General features: G+C 36.8%; 21 protein-coding genes. 7 read left to right on the forward strand and 14 right to left on the reverse strand.

The window, feature by feature from the left end:
• Positions 1–249 precede the first annotated feature (249 nt).
• From KGF86_RS11110 to KGF86_RS11125, 4 genes are all read right to left on the reverse strand, one after another.
• Positions 250–1338: a DUF4097 family beta strand repeat-containing protein gene (locus KGF86_RS11110; RefSeq protein ID WP_186870868.1), complete on the reverse strand. Its 1089-nt coding sequence runs from the start codon at positions 1336–1338 to the stop codon at positions 250–252.
• A 210-nt stretch (positions 1339–1548) separates the two neighbouring features.
• A complete protein-coding gene (locus tag KGF86_RS11115) occupies positions 1549–2289 on the reverse strand; it encodes a hypothetical protein (protein ID WP_211741909.1) in 741 nt (246 codons plus the stop codon).
• Between the two features lie 70 nt (positions 2290–2359).
• Entirely contained in the window at positions 2360–3085 is a 726-nt protein-coding gene (locus tag KGF86_RS11120) for a hypothetical protein (protein WP_211741910.1), read from the reverse strand.
• A gap of 54 nt (positions 3086–3139) precedes the next feature.
• Entirely contained in the window at positions 3140–3370 is a 231-nt protein-coding gene (locus KGF86_RS11125; protein WP_186870865.1) for a hypothetical protein, read from the reverse strand.
• Between the two features lie 267 nt (positions 3371–3637).
• Here KGF86_RS11125 and KGF86_RS11130 point away from each other — a divergent pair, with 267 nt between their 5' ends.
• On the forward strand, positions 3638–4501 hold the full coding sequence (locus KGF86_RS11130) for an AraC family transcriptional regulator (protein ID WP_211741911.1): 864 nt from the start codon (positions 3638–3640) through the stop codon (positions 4499–4501).
• A 113-nt stretch (positions 4502–4614) separates the two neighbouring features.
• On the opposite strand, the gene KGF86_RS11135 is transcribed toward KGF86_RS11130, so the two are convergent.
• Complete coding sequence (locus KGF86_RS11135; protein WP_186870863.1) at positions 4615–5034, reverse strand: carboxymuconolactone decarboxylase family protein; 420 nt, start codon at positions 5032–5034, stop codon at positions 4615–4617.
• A 131-nt stretch (positions 5035–5165) separates the two neighbouring features.
• Here KGF86_RS11135 and KGF86_RS11140 point away from each other — a divergent pair, with 131 nt between their 5' ends.
• Positions 5166–5606, forward strand: coding sequence for an Lrp/AsnC family transcriptional regulator (locus tag KGF86_RS11140; protein ID WP_186870862.1), 441 nt, complete (start codon positions 5166–5168; stop codon positions 5604–5606).
• Positions 5607–5711: 105 nt separating this feature from the next.
• Here KGF86_RS11140 and KGF86_RS11145 read toward each other — a convergent pair whose 3' ends face one another.
• The 9 genes from KGF86_RS11145 to KGF86_RS11185 form a co-directional block, all read right to left on the reverse strand.
• Positions 5712–6284, reverse strand: coding sequence for a hypothetical protein (locus KGF86_RS11145; protein WP_186870861.1), 573 nt, complete (start codon positions 6282–6284; stop codon positions 5712–5714).
• Positions 6285–6533: 249 nt separating this feature from the next.
• Entirely contained in the window at positions 6534–7724 is a 1191-nt protein-coding gene (locus tag KGF86_RS11150; RefSeq protein WP_211741912.1) for an MFS transporter, read from the reverse strand.
• Between the two features lie 73 nt (positions 7725–7797).
• Positions 7798–8616: a MerR family transcriptional regulator gene (locus KGF86_RS11155; RefSeq protein ID WP_186870859.1), complete on the reverse strand. Its 819-nt coding sequence runs from the start codon at positions 8614–8616 to the stop codon at positions 7798–7800.
• A gap of 211 nt (positions 8617–8827) precedes the next feature.
• Positions 8828–9352 carry a ClbS/DfsB family four-helix bundle protein gene (locus KGF86_RS11160; protein WP_186870858.1) on the reverse strand — a complete coding sequence of 175 codons (525 nt, stop codon included), beginning with the start codon at positions 9350–9352 and terminating at the stop codon, positions 8828–8830.
• 95 nt (positions 9353–9447) lie between these two features.
• Complete coding sequence (locus KGF86_RS11165) at positions 9448–9948, reverse strand: hypothetical protein (RefSeq protein WP_186870857.1); 501 nt, start codon at positions 9946–9948, stop codon at positions 9448–9450.
• Between the two features lie 3 nt (positions 9949–9951).
• Positions 9952–10287, reverse strand: coding sequence for a hypothetical protein (locus tag KGF86_RS11170; protein WP_186870856.1), 336 nt, complete (start codon positions 10285–10287; stop codon positions 9952–9954).
• Positions 10288–10360: 73 nt separating this feature from the next.
• Positions 10361–10768: an NUDIX hydrolase gene (locus tag KGF86_RS11175; RefSeq protein ID WP_211741913.1), complete on the reverse strand. Its 408-nt coding sequence runs from the start codon at positions 10766–10768 to the stop codon at positions 10361–10363.
• Positions 10769–10783: 15 nt separating this feature from the next.
• A complete protein-coding gene (locus KGF86_RS11180) occupies positions 10784–11695 on the reverse strand; it encodes a hypothetical protein (RefSeq protein ID WP_211741914.1) in 912 nt (303 codons plus the stop codon).
• Between the two features lie 29 nt (positions 11696–11724).
• Positions 11725–12111 carry a hypothetical protein gene (locus tag KGF86_RS11185; protein ID WP_186870853.1) on the reverse strand — a complete coding sequence of 129 codons (387 nt, stop codon included), beginning with the start codon at positions 12109–12111 and terminating at the stop codon, positions 11725–11727.
• 211 nt (positions 12112–12322) lie between these two features.
• Here KGF86_RS11185 and KGF86_RS11190 point away from each other — a divergent pair, with 211 nt between their 5' ends.
• The 5 genes from KGF86_RS11190 to KGF86_RS11215 all read left to right on the forward strand — a co-directional run bounded on the left by KGF86_RS11190 (position 12323) and on the right by KGF86_RS11215 (position 18686).
• Positions 12323–13621 (forward strand): acetyl-CoA hydrolase/transferase family protein, encoded by a 1299-nt coding sequence (locus KGF86_RS11190; RefSeq protein WP_246521473.1) that lies wholly within the window; start codon positions 12323–12325, stop codon positions 13619–13621.
• Between the two features lie 265 nt (positions 13622–13886).
• A complete protein-coding gene (locus KGF86_RS19590) occupies positions 13887–15134 on the forward strand; it encodes a hypothetical protein (protein WP_343221451.1) in 1248 nt (415 codons plus the stop codon).
• A 191-nt stretch (positions 15135–15325) separates the two neighbouring features.
• Positions 15326–16171, forward strand: coding sequence for an aldo/keto reductase (locus tag KGF86_RS11205; RefSeq protein ID WP_211741915.1), 846 nt, complete (start codon positions 15326–15328; stop codon positions 16169–16171).
• Between the two features lie 69 nt (positions 16172–16240).
• The gene (locus KGF86_RS11210) at positions 16241–17071 is read left to right on the forward strand and encodes an ABC transporter ATP-binding protein (protein ID WP_425516484.1); all 831 of its coding nucleotides are present in this window, start codon (positions 16241–16243) and stop codon (positions 17069–17071) included.
• A complete protein-coding gene (locus KGF86_RS11215) occupies positions 17064–18686 on the forward strand; it encodes a hypothetical protein (RefSeq protein ID WP_211741916.1) in 1623 nt (540 codons plus the stop codon). The genes KGF86_RS11210 and KGF86_RS11215 overlap by 8 nt, the downstream gene beginning before the upstream one ends.
• Positions 18687–18831 lie beyond the last annotated feature (145 nt).

The following is an 18831-nucleotide window of genomic DNA, read 5'->3' on the forward strand; positions in this document are numbered from 1 at the left end:
ATTTTTATATAATTCAAAAATAACCAAAATGAATATCCTTGTAAAGGTATTTGATTTCATTCGTATATTACTTTTTAATGCAAAGCGAGAGTATTCCCCATGTTATTCGTCTCCTAGCAGAACTTCTTGAATACACCATTAGTAAGAAAAAATGCTCGGGATAAACTCCAAGCATTTTTAAAATAACCTTTATATGCCAAAGCAGCCTAATCAAGGTTTTCTCCATTACGCCACTTAAGGAAAAACGCCTTATACATTCACAGGTGCTTTCGTATAAATTCTAATATCACCAGATGACGATTTAATTCGAATGGAATTCTCCCCGTCTCCAGTCACACCAGTCAATCGCCTCGATTGTCCATCCATTTCAAAGGGGAGATTGGTTTCCATGTCAGAGGTATAAGCGATATCATATGCCGCATTTAATCCAATTTCCTGATCAATTTCAACCGCAATATCCCCCTTCAATGAATCTAACTGAACCGTAGCATAATCCACTATTCCAAGGTCAAAATCTCCTGAAATGGATTTTCCATTTAATCCTCCAGAGAACTCGTTCAGCTCAACATCTCCAGACTTCGTATCTACTGTTAAACTATCCACCTGAATACGAATCGCCTCTACATCTCCAGAGCTAACGTCAATCACTCCTTTAACCATGATTACATCCTCTAGCTCCACATCCCCGGAGGCTAACGCAATCTCTATATACTCCCCTCGAATATCCGTTAACGTAAGATCCCCTGAAGCAACCTTTGCATACGTAGAGCCAACAACTAGCTTATCGATTTCAATATCCCCTGAACTAGTCTGCAAATGACATTCCTCTGCACGTAATTTATTCGCTTGAATATCACCAGATGTACAATGAAGCTTAATCTTATTCGCCTTAATGTCTGAAAGGCTCGCATCACCTGATGCAGTATGAACCGAAATAGCCTTAGCACTTAGTTTCGAGACCGTAATATCACCTGATCTTGTACTAATTTTCCATCCTTCCGCTATATCAGCCGGGACAAATAACTGCATTTTTACCGAGGGGGAAAATTCAATGATGAACCGTTCCTTACTCGGTTTCATAAAAGTAATGTCCAACACATCATCCGTATGATCAACTAACATTTCAGGCCCATCCTCATATGAAGTAAAGACAATGGTTATATTCGCTTCCTGATGTTTCATTACTTCTACATCGATATCCGATCCAGCAATATGTATTTCCTTTAAACTCGTGACACCTAAAACTTCCTTTCTTACCACTTCTCTTTTCACAAAGGTACTTCTCGCACTGTCCACAATCCGGTTTAAAATAGAATCAGCCGTTTTCTCCTTACTCATTAACTCCACACCCTCTTCAATTAATAACTACTTAAATTGTACTAGCTTTTACAAGCAGAAACTAGTAACTAGGGAAGGAAATGTTCTCAGACTTAAGACGGATTAGGTGGGTAGGAGCAGTTTCTCGTAGGATAGGGGCATGTACTTTTCATTTGGGCGCATCTTTCCTTCGTTCGGGCTCATCCCCTTCTCACTCGGGCGCATCCTTCCCTATCCCCTACCACTTTCCTGGTAAACAATTTCATAGTATTCGTGATTAGGAATCTCATACCGGTCAGTAATGTTTCTTATGATACTGTTTATTTCCTTTTTATGAACAGTTTCTTCTATTGACGTTACAATCACCACAATCTTTAAGGGGAATTGTTTATAGTTCAATCCAACATTAATATAGTAAGTAAACATCCTATTCATTTTGTCAGTAATATCCCATAAAATTTTTTCCCAAATCCCAAGCTCATCTATACTGAGAATCGGCGCCTTGATTGGAGTAGTTGGCATGTAGGCTGGGTCTGCTGCATACCAAGTTTGATGATCATTCTCCTCCGTATATGGTTGAATCCAACTGATTCCAAATTTAAATGTGCGATCTTCCGTACAAGAATTTGTTTCATATTCAATTCCATTATCTACATATCCACCACTAAAGTCATATCCGTATTCTTCAGCCAGAGCAAAATCTGCCTCTACTCCTATGGTGAGCTTGGTAAATTCTTTATAAAATGAAATTGCTTCAAGCCTTTCTCCAGACTCAATATCTCCCTCTATGCGAAGCGAGGGAATGCAGCATTTAATTTTTTGCGCCTTATATTCCTTCTTGTATTTGTATTCAATTAAATATCTACCATTCGCATCACGACATCTTTTATCAAAAATATATCGAATTGCTTTATATTCTATTTCCTCATCATCGACATACAATTTAATTGGTCCAAGTGGGGTTAGCAACACCATATCACCTTCAATCTATTTGAATTATCTAATTTACACTATAGAACATAGTATTCCTCACCTTTAGCCTTCATCCCCTTCCAGTCATACGTGCTGATTCACTAATCATTAGACTCAGTTTCAAACGTCCTAACCACTTCTCCGATTCACTCATACTTCTTATCACACCATTTGTTTCTTCATGGTATTCCAGTCCTTCTACTGGTAAGTATTCAACATGTAATTTGGCGATTCGGTGTGCAATCATCGCCCATTCTGCATCTGTCATGTTTGCCTTTGAAAGGTCACGAATATAATTCGCACTTTCCCTTGAAAAGGAACAGGAGCCTGCTGTTATGTCTACTTCTTTCCCAAGCTCCAGCGAGCAAATCTTGTTTGTTATTTTTTCCGTTTCGATCCATTCCATTGGATGGGTGTTCATCGCTCGTTCCGTACGCCCCAAAATAAGGTAGTCATATGAGGGCATAAGCGATACTAATTGCTTTAATTCCTTTACATAGTTCTTCGCCCAAGTTAATAGCCGGTCAAAATCACAGTAATGGAAATAGGAGCTTTGACCGGTCAGTCCAAATTTCACCACTTCCCTGCGAGCATGGGCTGCTCCTTGCTTAGGTATCCTCTTCACATTAAATTCACTATTTTCCACTACATTAATCAGTTCGGGTGATGATTCCTCACTAATCGTAAGGAAAAGCTCCCCATATATATCCTTCAAGGCATCCTGTAACGATTGAAAAAGAGCCAAATTTTTACCCTTTGGATCGTGTGTAACTGCTAAAAGCGCAACTTGTGACATCTAATTCACCTCGGTTAAATAAAATTTATAGCGATGCTACTTACTATTAGAAGACTATTTCTTCCATTCGTCTGATTCATAAATTAATAGAAAAGCCCCAATAAATAATGGAATTAATAATAGAAAGTAGACTGGAGTAGGGATATAATACAAGTCCCAATAAGTAAAACTTGGAGACGCTATTTGGTCAATATAATGTGCTAATACCGAAATCATGATAACTAATGAAGAAACTAATAATGAAATACTAATAATAATAATTCCATATAGCTTATTACGAGACAAACTATATTCCTCCTTTTAAATAGAATCATAGAAATTTTATGTCTAAAATCATCTCACATACAACCCACCCCAATTTTAACATTAATTACCAAATAAAACCTCCAAATCACAAAAATATTCAGTATATTCCCCTAAATCCAATGATAGCTATTTAACAAAGGGAAACCACATTAACTCCTCATCACACTTCGATATTTATTATGTTAAAAATGTCGAGTATTTGATAAGCTGCTCTGCTATGATGTAGACAAGAAAAGGAGGGATATATTGTTAAAAGAATTAAATCAAGTGATGGATTATATAGAGGAGCGTTTAACTGATGATTTATCTTTAGAAAAGGTTTCTGAATTTGCTGGGGTTTCCGATTATCACTTTCGAAAAATATTTTTTTATCTCTCAGGAATTACACTAAATGAATATTTAAAAAACAGAAGATTGTCAGAAGCAAATAGGGATTTATTGCAAGGAGCAACCGTTACCGAGGTTGCGTTTCACTATGGTTATCAGTCAGTGGATGGCTTTACTAGAGCATTTAAGCGGTGGAGTGGATTTTTACCTTCCGATGTAATAAGAAAAGGATTAAGCAAATCATTTCCGAAAATTTCTTTTGTCATAACGGTTAAAGGAGGAAATAGTATGGAATTTAGAATCGAGGAAAAACCAGCCTTTAATTTGGTTGGTGTAAGTAAACGCGTTCCTATACAATTCGAAGGGGTTAATCAGGAGATTGTGAAGCTTGCAGAAAGTATAACAGACGAGCAAAGAAAAGAAATGCGTTCCCTTCAAAATATAGAACCGTATGAAATCATCAATGCTTCCTGCAACGCTGATGCTAATTTCAAAAAAGAAGAAGGCGATTTAACGCACATGATCGGGATTTTAACTACTGAAAATGACGTAAGTCCACTATTAGAAAAAGTACCAGTCGAAGCCTGTACCTGGGCAATATTTCCAAATGAAGGACCATTTCCATCGACATTACAAGAAACCATGGCAAAAACATATTCAGAATGGCTTCCGTCCTCCGATTATGAACTAATTCAAGCACCAACCTTTTCCTTTACAAAAATGGATGAGCATCAAAAAGATTATGCGTACAGCGAAGTTTGGATCCCTGTTCGGAGAAAGTAACAGCAAAGAGCAACGCAGCAGTGATACCCCAAAAGCTAGATTTTCTACTCTACCTTCCGAAGGGCATTACCTATGCGTTGCTCCTATACGTTATCCCATATATTCACTTACTACTATACACTCTCACCTGGTTCTAATTTCATCATTGCCCCAAAATATTGAGAGGCAGTAGTAAAGGTGACAAATGCACATAATTCACTTATTTCCTCTACTGTCATGTATTCTTTCAATACCTCAAACGTTGAATCGGCTATATCCCCTTTTTGTTTTAAGAAGACTTCTGCAAATCCTACCGCAATAGATGTTTTTTCATCAAAGCTAGCTGGATCTGGTTTTCCTTTAGCCTTACAATAGGCACATCCATTACGCTGAGCTAGTGTTCTTCTTACTTGTTCCTTTAATGCAGCCGTTAGCTTCCCATCTTTTTCTAACACATCACCTAACTGACTCCACTTTTCCATTACATCCTTATTATGTCCTAATAATCGTTGAAATGGTGTTCCCCCGAATGTTGATTCTACAATTCTTGCCATATCAGTTCCTCCATGTTCTATCAATATGGTAAAATTATATAAAATATATTCGACAAGTAACATTAAATCCAAAATGATTATTGACAAATCTATTTATAAATTTAACTATTAAAGGAGGATAACTTTAAAACATGAAAATAGATGATATTGACTTAAAAATAATCGACGAACTCCATAAAAATAGTCGTTTATCGATGAGCGAGCTTGGAAGAAGGGTCAATCTTTCCTCACCATCTGTAACAGAACGAGTAAGACAAATGGAATCCTTTGGAATCATAAAAAAATATACAGTAGAGGTAGATTATGAGAAATTAGGCTTACCGATTCAGTGTATTATTGAAGCAACTGTAAAAAATGGAGACTATCAATCTTTTAAACGGTTCATAGAGAAGCTTCCAAACATAGAATTTTGTTATCGAATTGCAGGAAGCGCCTGTTATATGATTAAAATTCAGTTTGACAGCTTCACTAATGCAGAAAAGTTCATCGATGAAGTAAGCCCAATCGCACAAACAGTAACACATTTTATTTTTTCTCAAGTTCCTACCAATCTTTCATTCAAATTGGATTGAAGTCAAAAAAACTCCCCCTAAGTACAAACAGTTTTTTTACCTGTCTACCTTATGGGGAGCATATAGAAGCATTTGGTTTGTTTTTCTGTTATAACACAGATAAAATTATTTCCTTCTTTCCAATGATCTGGAGTATCCGAAACACTCTCTAAATAACTTCCTACCAATATAATGGTGAAATTGGTTATATCTATCTCGGTAATATTCATTCCAATAGCTAATCATTCTATTATAGCTTTTGCAAAAGGCTTCTACATTTTCAAGACAAAAATTTTCAAATTGCTTAGTGTCCTGATTTTTTAACTTCTCGTAAGTCATTTCTAGTATTTCAACCACATATTCATCACATACTTTAACAATATAAGGGATAGCCCATGCCTCATAATCCAATTGCAGCAACAAGTCGATATGCTTTTGACGAACAAATCCATCACAGCTTCTGGAATATATACAATGCAAAATCATTTTTTGCTGCAAACTTAACTGATCTATTATCCTATCCGATTTATCCACGTTGTACATACGATATGGAAACCAAATCACCTGGTTATTTTGAACATATTGAACCCGATCCTGGGACACATCTATTGCAGCATGATGATACGTTTTTTTCGCTATTAGCCTACTTACTTTTATGACATCATCCTGTAAATGCTCGGGAAATCCGTGCTGAAACATCCTTTTCACATCCTTGCGTCGGAAAAAACTATCCTACTAATTTGCTTCAACATTAATACTACCATAATGTTCCAATATATTTTCATTTATAAAAAAACAAGGTAATCTACTAGAATAAATTACCTTGTTGTTAATCATCACAAATAGAATTGGTTCCCTTTATCTTTAACTGGCGTTTTAATGTGGAATGGGAATACCTTCTCCTAACTATCTTGTAATACCCCACTATTTATACTTCATCTAACAATACTAGGCAATGTTATTTACCTTTCTCTTATCCATCAACCGCTTTTTCATGCTTAAATGGACAAGGTATATAACTAGAAACACACCATAAACAGCTGTTCCAACAAGGTAAATTGCTTGATAAGAGGCAGCTGTAGCGACTAACCCTAATAGTAAAGAACCTCCACCAATACCTAAATCAAAGAAGTTAAAGAATGAAGCCATCGCATCCTCATGTTCATGTTCCTCGACTAAGTTCATACACCATGTCTGCACTGCTGGGAATATCGCCCCGAATCCAAACCCATAGAATATAGCTGCTGTTAAAATCATGCCGTTGCTGTTGGCAGCATATAGCATAATCATTCCAATAATCGCTAGTATAGAACCTGGTATTAGAATAATAGACGGCCCATATAAATCAAACAATTTTCCCGATATTAATCGAATAGCAAAACTTGCTACTGCAATCAATAAGAAAAACAGTCCAACGTTAGTAAAATCCTTTTCAATTGCGTATAGAGAAAAGAAGGACATAATTCCCCCCGCAGCCCCTCCAATTAACAAAATAAGCAAGGATGGGAATAGGACTCGTTTTTCGAGTATTTTCACGTTATGTTTCTCTTGTTTATCTAACACTTTTCCTTTTGGTGCTCTTTTGATAAATATCGCCATAATTACAGCTAGAAAAAGAACGGACATTCCTCCTAGGAATAAGCGTTGAAAGTCAAATAATTCTAATGTCATAATTCCAATCATAGGACCTACCGATATAGCTATTGTTTCCCCGACGCCAAAGTAACCTATCCCTTCTCCTCGACGATCCTTAGGGATTATTTCAGCTGCAAGAGTTGCAAAATACGTTGTAGCTAGTCCAAATCCAGCCCCATGAATCAAACGAATGATTAATAACACACTTATATTCGTGGAAAGGTAATAAGCACCTGTGGATAATGCAATTATTATAATCCCTAAAATTAAAAGCACTTTTTTATCAAATTTAGCTGCAAGACTTCCTGCAAATGGGCGTATTAATATTGCAGATAACATGAAAATTCCTGTGACTAAACCAACCTGATTTGCTTCCCCCCCTAAAGACGTAACAAATAACGGAAGGGTAGGTAATAACATTTCAAAAATCATAAAAACTAAAGCATTTGATACTAGTACAAAAATAAAAGATAAAGACCAGATTTTATTATTTGTATGTGTCATACGTTTTCTCTCCTTTATAAACATTCATGCTGAAAACCACTTACAAATAATAAACCCTCCTGTAAGGGGAGGGTCAATAGGAAACAGGTATTTGTATTTCGTAAAGATGATCTTCTCTATTATTTGAGATATAATGGTCAACTATACTTCTTTCTATAGCATCGCCTATTATACGAAAACCGTTATCCTTTATGTATTGTAATAAAATATGGTAATACGGAGCTGAATCAAATTCTTCTCCTCTAAAATAAATACAGGCATACATCCCCTTCTGAAACGTTTTAACAAGGGGACTTTCAATATCTCCTTCTTCGATTAAGATAAAAATGGAGTTGTATTCATCAAACTTATTATCGTCTACATTATTTATGCTCACGGTAAGTCCAACACCGCCAATAAATATGGAAGATTTCATATTCGCCGAGTTCTCTAGCTGTCTAAGTGTTAGCTCCAATTCTGGTTCTGAGCTTATTTTTTCCATTAATCTTACTACTTTTCTTTCACTAACTTCCTTTATAGTTGGTACACCTAACTCCATTATATTTCGAGCCAGTTTAATATCATTTATTCGGTTTTGAAATCGGCGCTGAACGCGTTCTAATTCCTTTATTTTTGTTTCTGTTAATTCTTTTTGTTTTTCTAATAATGCCAAGAAGTCGTCAATGTCCCGATGATATAAGTGGCTCTTAATTTCTTTTAAGGTAAATCCTATCTCCTTTAAATACTGGATAGTGTTTAATTGTTCGAACTGCTCCGTGGAATAGTATCTATATCCATTGTTCTTATCGATCTCTACTGGTTTCAATAGATCAATTTCATCATAGTATCTTAGAGTCTTTATAGTAGTATTATGAAGTTTAGCCATTTCTCCAATAGAAAATCTATTTTTCATCTTGTTCATCCTTTTGTCATGTTTAGATACTCTAATGTGTACGATAGAATGTCTCAACCAAAGATAGCACAGAAAGGGAAGAGAATACTATCTCAACCTATCTCCAAAGCTTATGCCGTTTTCAGTGGACATATAAGAATCCCATTAAATCGTATGACCTATCCAACGATCAAATCTATTGCTCTGAAATCTTTTCCTGAAACAATCCTTCCTATACAACCTTCTCCTCTGCTTCACGTATAGAATCCGCTATAACTTCACACTTCTTTATAGCCCAAACATAATGATTCGTAGTGTTTGCCGCAAAATAGCTGTATAGATTACTTGTTTTCGTCCACTTATAGTATTTTTTCGTCATGATTTCTTCGTTGGTATGGGCTTTAATGAGCTTCATTACTCTCTCATGGCTTAACTTCAACTTTTTGATAGCTTGATTTAATGTAACCTCTTGATAGTTTTCCCATATACGCATATTAAGCTGCTTGAGCGTTCTCCATTTAAACCCCGGTGCTGGCATCGAAGGAGTATCGCCATCCATCCCTTCTCGATACCATCTCTCTAGCATGGCATGCCATTCATACAGATGCATGATCACATCACGAAAATTCTTATCTCTTTCGTTCGTTTCAATTGAAATACTCCTTTTTCTACTAGGTACCGATTCAATGATTTCGAATAATAATTGAAAATGATGCTCGCTATTCTGTATTAACATTGCTTTTTCACTTGTTTCCATCCATGTCCTCTCCTTTGTAAACGTTCAATATCTATGTTCTTGAATTCACAAAAATCACGTGCAAAAAATCTTCACCCTATCCAGTCCAGTTGCCTCTACTTTAATAGCCATGGAACATTCATCTTTATCTCAACCTGAATAATTGGCTTAGGGAACCCCTCAGGTACTAATGCCAAATCCTGTGTAAACCATACGTCAGCCTCACACTGTTCGATTGAATATGGGGTTAGTACCTCAGTACTTATTACATTCGACGGCCAGTTTTCTGGACCATCGATGATTCGACCAACAATATGATAAAAAATACCATATACATGTGTTCCATCCTGATTGGCTATGTAATGAGATATTTCCCCTTCTTTGCGCGGATCAATTCCAAGTGAATGAAATAAAGCCTTTATCTCATGTGGGAAGGTTTCACATGCTAAAACATAATTAGCACAGTCCTCGCAATCACAGTCCTCCGTGATCAGATGATAATGATTATAGAATTCTTTTGTTTTCATGACGTCTACCTCAATAATCCAAGAGCCTAATTCCATTCGTTTCATTGTCTCACCTAACTTGTTTTCATAGTTATATTCTACCAAGCTCATTAGCTACCCGACATACTCTAACACCATTAAATAAATCGCGATGCACAGGCCTAGTAGACTCGCCTTCATTTTAGAAGGATGATACTTTTTATACAGTAACATATATAGAAAAACGACGATAAACCCCAGTGGAACCCATAATTGAAACATACCCTCTCTTGTACCGTATGAAAAAATAGGATAAATAATAATACTAATAAGAAAATAGTAGAAAACCGTAATGCGTCTCGTTTCTAAATTCTTACTCCACCTAACTAAAAGAAAAATCATTAGTATGATGATTAAGGTAATGTGCAAAGGCGGTAACATAATCGTTACAAACCCGAAATCAAATTCCATTTGTTGATAACCCCCTTTAGCAGATTAGAGAGTTGTGCGCCACAAGGGAACTAGCAATTAGCTTTTATCCCGATTAAAAATCCACATAAAACGGCTGCATCGTTTCGTCCAAGCAATATTCAATTCGCTGTCTAAAGTTTAAAACCGTCACCATCTCAAGCGCCTCTTCAATCGGAAAGAAACCAACCTCCAAACTTTCCGGACTAGTAGTTGGTACCCCTCCAATAGGCCTTCCTAAAAATAACGTATTACAGATGGATCGTTCTACATTTTGAAATATTCCGCAGAACTTGATAATTTCTATATCAATACCAGATTCCTCTTTTGTCTCGCGAATCGCGGCCGCCTTTATCGATTCCCCCTCTTCTACTTGACCTCCTGGCATTTCCCATCCTCTTCGTGGTCCTTTAATCAATAAGATTTCCTGTTTATCATTCAGCACAATTGCCGCCGCTGATACTATATGCTTCGGTGCTACCATGTTATTGCTCCCCCTTTATTCTTCATTTATTATCTCTCTCTCAAACGTTTCTCCTTTTCGGTAAACAACCTTTAACACAAGCCTCATATCGTCATAGATATCGATATTATGTTTCTCAAAAGAGCTATTGCTCGGTCCTTCTTCAATCCTATCCAACTCATCCTCACCAATAAGCTTTCCTTGTTGGTATTTTAGGAGCGATACGTTTTCAATGACATTGTCCAAGCCTTCTGCTACATAATGGTGTAGATACACCTGAAACACTTTATCCTCTAAATAAACACCAGTTTCCATATAGCCATACAATTCGGTTAAGAAATCATATAAGTATCCAGTTTGAATATCACCACTCTTGTATGAACCATCCTCTTTTACTACGGAAACATAATATTGAAATTGAGTGCTATCGTATAGATCATCTGTTATTTCATTAATTGGTACATCGTCCAATTCCTCTACATGACTTGTTACACCATATATTTCAGTAGGTTGCCAAATGGGCCCCATACCTGTTTCAAGTGGAATAGAAGCCTCAAATAGTCCTCGTTCTCTTTCGGTTGCAGGAATACTCGTGAATTGCTCATCCTCTCTAAGTGCATAATGAAACCTCACATCAGATTCACCCGCCAACTCTTTTATAAGCCATTTAAACCGTAATTCACCATCACCAGCACTAGTTAAAATAACCTCTGTATCGATATTCTCAAGCCAGCTTTGTTGTTGTTGAATGTCATCTAATAAACTCATTATCTCACTGGTCTGATTTTCTAATTCATTCGACATATATTGTTGGTCCGACATAACTTGACCTATCCTATTCCCTAACTCATTTACTTTAGTTAGCAAATATATGTTCAGGAACAAGCTAATGAAAAGCGCTGAAATACCGAAGATACAGGCGTATTTAATAGGCTTCTTCTCTTTCATTCACAACCTCCTTATCGGCACTATCCGCCCTACATTCCCTCAGGTCTACTTTCCATTAACCCTTTAAAACTATGACGGTATTGCCACATTAATAAACCTTCTAATAGGACAACTAACACCGCCAAGAATAATAACTCTGAGTCGACGAAAATATGAAATGCCAAGATATTCACAATAATGCCTGCCAATACAACGATTGCTAGTGGCACAAAGCGGCGAATTAGAAGTAATATGCCAGCAATAATCTCAACACCTTTTTCCATGGCCAAGAGATACCCATCACCTAGAAACTCCATAGCTGCAGGACTTGTTGGGGCAAATGGTTCTAATCCAACTAATACAAAGTAACCATTCAAACCCGCTCCAAGAAAAATCAACCCCAGTACAATTTCACTGACCCGGGTTACCACATTCATATCGAATCCCCCTATAAAGTAAAAAATTTCCTATCCAATATTTTACCATTATTACAACTAAAATTTATTAATATTTTCAATATTAATTTTCTTATTTCGATAGTAATTAGATGCCTCTATTTGGAAACGCTTTAATATTGATTGACTCGCTGTTTCCCCTGTTGTTATAATTCCTATTAGTAAACTACTACTGTTCACACATCAAGAAGGGATGGAACCTACCATGCTTCCTCACGAAATAATAGCATTAGACAATACACAATCAGAAATATTATCACTTCTATCAAACTATCAACATATCATCGTCTCTATGGCAAATGGAGAACCCGATTATATTCTTAACTTGATTGATGAGCATCCAGAGGCCTTTACTAACCTCACCATTCACCAAATGCTAGAATTGAAGGATCGCCGTTATATTCAAGGAGAATACCCGAATATCCGTTATGTATCCTATTTTCTAAGTAAACATGCAAGAAAATCCTTTTTAAATGGAACATGTGACTTAATTCCTAATCATTTTCACCAAATGCCACGCCTATTAGAAAAACGTTGTCCCAACCCATTGGTCATAAGTCAAGCCTCTCCAATGGACGAAGAAGGCTATTTTTCATTAGGTACGTCAGGTGATTATACAGCACATTTTATTGGGAAAGCGCCATTTGTTCTACAAGTAAATAACCATGTCCCAAAAACACATGGAAAAAATAGAATCCACATCTCTCAAGTAGCTGGATTTATCCAATATGACCAATCACTACAAGAACTACCGAACGCTCCCATCTGTGATATTGACCAACAAATAGCGGAATATGTTGCAGAGCGAATTGAGAATGGTTCCACACTTCAAGTTGGGATCGGTGGGATTCCGAACGCTGTAGTAAGTCTATTAAAAGACCATCGTGATTTAGGAATTCATACTGAAATGCTGACCGACGGTGTTTATGACCTAGCGACAAACGGTGTCATTACTGGTACGAAGAAACATACTCACCCAGAAAAAATAATCGCAACATTTGCTTTTGGGACCCAACGACTTTATGACTTCATGAACAACAATAAGCAAATCGAAATATTACCTGTCAATCAAGTGAATGATCCACGAGTCATAGCCAAAGAGGATAATATGGTAGCGATAAACGCTACGACGGAGATTGATTTTTATGGCCAATGTGCTTCTGAGACAGTCGCTGGCAAGTACTATAGCTCTACAGGTGGACAAACTGATTTTGGCTCTGGTGTTCGTTTTGCGAAGAACGGAAAAGGATTTATCTGTCTTTATTCAGCCGCCAAAAATGACACCATTTCTCGGATTAAACCGATATTAAGCCCGGCTTCAGTTGTGACCACATCCAAAAATGATGTCGACTATATCGTAACCGAATATGGAATTGCCCAACTACAAGGTAAGTCCATTTTTGCCCGTACAAAAGCTTTAATCGATATTGCCCATCCAAAGTTCCGTGATGAGCTAACATATGAAGCGAAGAAAATGGGGTTTTGGATTTAATTGCAAACGGAGGTCGAGCTACATTATAAGGAGTACTGAAATTATTCAGGCTCCTTTTTGCCTTTGTCAGATCATTCTAGTGCAACCTAATAATTCCTTAACCTCCATACGAAGTTACTGACAAGTGGTAGATACTTCCTTTATCTTATATTCCAACCACACTCCTCCGATTATTCTTTTCCTCCTAAATAACTTTCAGAAGTTGTAGTTAAATAATTCCAATGGGTAATAATAACGTTAATATAGAATTTATTGGAGGAAGAAAATGGAGAACTACCAAAATACAAACAAGACAAGACGCTACAAGGCGCATGTCAGTATTTTTGGGACAACCCAATTACATTTACGAAACCCTTGGACCATTGCCATGTGGTCTTTTGCCTTCCCAGGCTTTGGCCACTTTCTTTTAAATAAATACTTTAGGGGATTTGCTTTATTTTTTTGGGAAATATTTATCAACCAAACAGCAAGTATTAACTTAGCCATTGTCTATTCCTTTACAGGTCAATTTGAATTAGCCAAGGAAGTCCTAGATTTGAGAATGATTCTAATGTATCTTCCTGTTTACCTTTTTGCAATTTGGGATAGTTATCGTACTACTGTCGACATAAACAACATTTATATACTAGCAAAAAAAGAGGATAGTCCGTTTAATTCATTTACTATCGGTAACTTTGAGATTAATTACTTGGATAAACGAAGCCCAATATTAGCTACCTTATGGGCTATGGCTATCCCGAGTGTCGGTCAGCTTTATGTTCATCGGATTATCCTTGCTAGCTTTACCCTAATATGGACCGCTATTTTTGTATACAATTCCCATTTTCTTGAGGCAGCCATTTACTTGGTAAACGGGGATTTGAGTAAATCAAATGCTGTATTAGATGCCCAGTGGTTCTTATATATTCCTTCTTTTTACTTTTTTTCTATTTATGATTCGTACACAAGTACTGTTGAGAATAATAAACTGTTTGAAGATGAACAAAGAAAGTATTTAAAAAGTCATTATCAAGATTATACATTTAAATTAACTAACACAGGTAAGGTGGGTAACATGCAAATATTTGCTACATTCGAACATTCAACCTATCTAGAATTAGCTATAGCTGAATTGGAGGAACAAGGTGTTAAAAATATATTGGCATTACCATTAAAGAATCGCACAGAAGAAAGAAAGCTATTCGATAATCTTCACCAATCTGATGGCGTATCCATGATATCGAAAGCAATGATATTGGCATTTCTCATTTCAACCTTAGCAGCAGCAAAAGGATTTGCCTGGGAATGGGGACCGATAATCTGGGGTATAATCGGTGCTGGTATCGGGATGATTATCGGGTTTGGTTACGATTTATTGATGAAAAAAGTGATAAAAAAGAAACAAAGGCAATTAAGAGGAAAGAATTCTGAAGTAATACTTGTCGTAGAATGTGAAGAGCATCAAAAAAAGGATGTGATTAGCATTTTACGAGATCGTTTAGCATTTGGAATTGCAGAATTTAGTCCGAAATAGGCATGACGAGAAGCAGCTTATTCAATTGATATAGCTGCTTTTCATATTAGCTTGATTTCATATTCATCCCCCTCATTCTGCTATTATGCTTCCTCACTTCTCGTTAAACCAAGCAACAGAATCGATTAATTCCCACTCCTATGATAAGCTTTCACTAGAGCTTTAATAATAACTACATAGGAGTGATGTTCATGACAAACACAATGATCCCAGAAATCACATTAAATGATGGTAATCGCATTCCTGCTGTTGGTTTTGGTACATACAAACTGAAAGGAAATGAAGGCGTATCAGCAATTGAAAGTGCGATTAATCATGGCTACCGCCTGCTTGACTCTGCTTATAATTATGAAAATGAAGGAACTGTCGGGGAGGCAATACCTAGAACTTCAGTCCCTCGAGAACAACTACAGATCACATCAAAGCTTCCTGGAAGATATCATAATTATAAGGATGCGGTGACAACTGTACAGGAATCCCTTTATCGCGCCAATTTAGATTACTATGATATTTACTTGATTCACTGGCCAAATCCGAATCGTGAATTATATGTGGAAGCTTGGCAAGCATTAATCGATGCGAAAAAATGGGGCTTAATCCGTACTATTGGCGTATGTAACTTCTTACCTGAGCACCTAACGAAGCTTGAAAAAGAGACTGGTGTATTACCAGCAATTAACCAAATTGAACTTCATCCATTCTTCAACCAAGAAGAACAACGTAAATGGCATGGGGAACATGGTATTGTGACCGAATCTTGGAGTCCATTAGCTCGTGCTAATGATGTATTTGAACATGAAACGTTGAAGAAAATCGCAGAAAAACACAACAAAACCGTTTCCCAAGTCGTCCTACGCTGGCATTATCAATTAGGAGCTGTTGCAATTCCTAAATCAGCTAATCCTACTCGTCAGCTCGAGAACATCTCCATCTTTGATTTCAGCTTAGATGCAGATGATATGCAAACCATCGCTAGCTTTACCCGTCCTGATGGTCGCCTTAAAGGACAAGACCCAGCTGTATATGAAGAATTTTAATCTGTAATCATGCTCTCTACAAAAGTAGGGAGCTTTTTTCACCTATTGCATTCCTTTCCCCACATTGATATGGTAAAAGTAACCAGATTAATAGAAAGGATTTTCGGGATGAATGAGAAAGTATTATCACTAAACGACTTAACCATGAGTTACTCAGGAAAAACTGTGTTAAACGGCATCAATCTAGATGTCTATCGGGGACAAATAATCGGCTATATTGGGCCAAATGGTGCTGGGAAAAGCACGACATTGAAAATCATCCTCGGCCTAATTGAAGGATATGGTGGTACAGTAGAAATACTTGGTAAAAATATTGCTTCTAATAATGACTCTTATAAACAAAAAATCGGCTATGTCCCAGAAAATGCAGAGATTTATGATACGTTAACTGCAGCCGAATACCTAACCTTCATCGGAGAGCTCTACGGATTAGAACGACAAAAGGCAGAGGATAAAGCATTACGATTACTTCAACAATTCGATATGGAAGAAGTCTTTCACGCTAGAATCTCCTCCTTTTCCAAAGGAATGCGGCAAAAGGTATTAATCATCTCCAGTCTATTACATAATCCCGATATTATTTTCCTTGATGAGCCACTGAGTGGACTCGATGCCAACAGTGTTATGGTCATTAAGGATATGCTAGAAGACTTAGCTAACCAAGGAAAAACCATCTTCTACTCCTCCCATATCATGGATGTGGTAGAGAAAATCAGTAACCGAATTGTTTTACTAGTCAATGGCAAAATTGCAGCCGATGGCTCCTTCGATGAATTGAAAGCGCAAAGCCATGAAGGCTCACTAGAGGGGATATTCAATCAGCTAACTGGATTTGATGTACATAAAGTAACAGCGGAGAACATTGTATCCATCGTGACAGAGGATGGTCCTCATGAGTAACTTTCGTACATTAAAGCTACTTGATCGCTTCCAAATTGTCTTTAATAAGCTTGATATTGATTACCCTGTCATGCGAAAAATCGTAGAAATCAAGCTTACCATGGATTCTAGACGTGTTCCAACAATATTGAATGATACGAAGAAAAAGGAAGGGAATCAGTTTTTAAAATCTCTCTGGATATATGCCTTATATGGTATTCTGCTTATCCCATTTCTATTTATGGGGAATAGCTACATGCTTCAATCGAGCATCATGCTAGCCATTGCAATGTTTATTCTGATGACTTCAATGATTTCCGACTATTCCTCCGTACTATTAGATGTTCGTGATAAGGTCATATTGAATTCGAAACCAATCAACACAAGGACCATCAATGCAGCTAAGCTAGTACATATTGCCATTTATCTATCTATACTGACCGGTGCCTTTATCGGCATACCAGCCATCGTTATGCTCTTTGTACATGGTGCCTGGTATTTTCTCATTTTTATTCTAGAGATTATTTTACTAGATTTATTCATTATGGCCTTAACAGCATTAGCCTACATTCTGATTCTGCGTTTTTTTGATGGGGAAAAATTAAAGGATATTATTAACTATGTACAGATTTTCCTCGCGGTCGGTATTGTTATTGGCTATCAAGTCATCATTCGTGTATTTGACTTCATGGATATGAATGTTACCTATGCCTTTAGCTGGTGGCACGTCTTCATGCCACCATTATGGTTCAGTGCACCATTTGAGCTTCTCTTAAATCATAATTATACGCCAGAAATTATCCTTCTATCGGCAATGGCTATCATTGTTCCGTTACTGTCTATTATGCTTTATTACTGGTTAATGCCTTCATTTGAGAAGAACCTACAGAAATTAATGGAGGAATCGAGTAAGAAGAAAAAGAAAACATGGAGTCTAGACAGACTGTTTGAAAGGCTAATTTGCTTCAACAAAGAAGAACGTACCTTTTATCGGTTTGCCTCCATCATGATTAGTCGGGAGAGAGATTTTAAATTAAAAGTGTATCCTTCCTTAGGAATGGCATTGGTTTTTCCATTTATCTTTCTTTACAATAATATCAGTTTAATGGATTCTGTCGACTGGGGAAATAGCAAAGCCTATTTAACACTTTATTTCGCCAATATTATTATCGGTGCTGTCGTCTATATGCTACAATTTTCTAGTAAGTATAAAGGTGCCTGGATTTTCCAAACAACACCAATACATAGTGAATCTAGTGTATACAGTGCGACCTTAAAAGCCTTTCTCGTAAAATTATATTTACCGATTTTTCTTATATTATCGGTAGTGTATTGTTGGATTTTTTCAATCCGTATTATACCAGACATTCTCGTTATCCTTTTTACGGCGATTTTACAAGTACTCCTTTCCTATAAAGTATTTAATACTGGAAAGTTTCCATTTACGCGGCCTTTTGAATCTGCACAGCAGGGCGGTGCTACTGCCGGGATTATCATCGTATTAATGCTTATAGTTGGGGTCTTGGCACTCATTCATTTCCTCGTTTCCCTAATAACGATTGGGATCTATATCTACTTAGCATTAGTTGCAATTCTAACCATCGTTCTCTGGAAAATGACTTTTCGAAAAAGATAGAAAGAAGTGGGACGCTCTAACAAATCGTTCCACTTCTTTCTTCTTATTCCAATAATAGCCAAATCCACCTTGTTATTCCATTTCATTTTAAGATAGTCTGCTATAAGATTAAGTGGTACTATGTTGGAAATACTAACAATAATGG

The sequence above is a fragment of the Ornithinibacillus massiliensis genome (assembly GCF_018310345.1).
Lineage (GTDB): Bacteria > Bacillota > Bacilli > Bacillales > Amphibacillaceae > Ornithinibacillus > Ornithinibacillus massiliensis.

Coding starts and splice junctions, on each gene's coding strand:
- KGF86_RS11110 (WP_186870868.1), bottom strand. CDS start 1,338: ATGAGTAAGGAGAAAACGGCTGATTCTATTTTAAACCGGATTGTGGAC.
- KGF86_RS11120 (WP_211741910.1), bottom strand. CDS start 3,085: ATGTCACAAGTTGCGCTTTTAGCAGTTACACACGATCCAAAGGGTAAA.
- KGF86_RS11135 (WP_186870863.1), bottom strand. CDS start 5,034: ATGGCAAGAATTGTAGAATCAACATTCGGGGGAACACCATTTCAACGA.
- KGF86_RS11140 (WP_186870862.1), top strand. CDS start 5,166: ATGAAAATAGATGATATTGACTTAAAAATAATCGACGAACTCCATAAA.
- KGF86_RS11145 (WP_186870861.1), bottom strand. CDS start 6,284: ATGTTTCAGCACGGATTTCCCGAGCATTTACAGGATGATGTCATAAAA.
- KGF86_RS11150 (WP_211741912.1), bottom strand. CDS start 7,724: ATGACACATACAAATAATAAAATCTGGTCTTTATCTTTTATTTTTGTA.
- KGF86_RS11155 (WP_186870859.1), bottom strand. CDS start 8,616: ATGAAAAATAGATTTTCTATTGGAGAAATGGCTAAACTTCATAATACT.
- KGF86_RS11160 (WP_186870858.1), bottom strand. CDS start 9,352: ATGGAAACAAGTGAAAAAGCAATGTTAATACAGAATAGCGAGCATCAT.
- KGF86_RS11165 (WP_186870857.1), bottom strand. CDS start 9,948: ATGAGCTTGGTAGAATATAACTATGAAAACAAGTTAGGTGAGACAATG.
- KGF86_RS11170 (WP_186870856.1), bottom strand. CDS start 10,287: ATGGAATTTGATTTCGGGTTTGTAACGATTATGTTACCGCCTTTGCAC.
- KGF86_RS11175 (WP_211741913.1), bottom strand. CDS start 10,768: ATGGTAGCACCGAAGCATATAGTATCAGCGGCGGCAATTGTGCTGAAT.
- KGF86_RS11180 (WP_211741914.1), bottom strand. CDS start 11,695: ATGAAAGAGAAGAAGCCTATTAAATACGCCTGTATCTTCGGTATTTCA.
- KGF86_RS11185 (WP_186870853.1), bottom strand. CDS start 12,111: ATGAATGTGGTAACCCGGGTCAGTGAAATTGTACTGGGGTTGATTTTT.
- KGF86_RS11190 (WP_246521473.1), top strand. CDS start 12,323: ATGGAACCTACCATGCTTCCTCACGAAATAATAGCATTAGACAATACA.
- KGF86_RS19590 (WP_343221451.1), top strand. CDS start 13,887: ATGGAGAACTACCAAAATACAAACAAGACAAGACGCTACAAGGCGCAT.
- KGF86_RS11205 (WP_211741915.1), top strand. CDS start 15,326: ATGACAAACACAATGATCCCAGAAATCACATTAAATGATGGTAATCGC.
- KGF86_RS11210 (WP_425516484.1), top strand. CDS start 16,241: ATGGTAAAAGTAACCAGATTAATAGAAAGGATTTTCGGGATGAATGAG.
- KGF86_RS11215 (WP_211741916.1), top strand. CDS start 17,064: ATGAGTAACTTTCGTACATTAAAGCTACTTGATCGCTTCCAAATTGTC.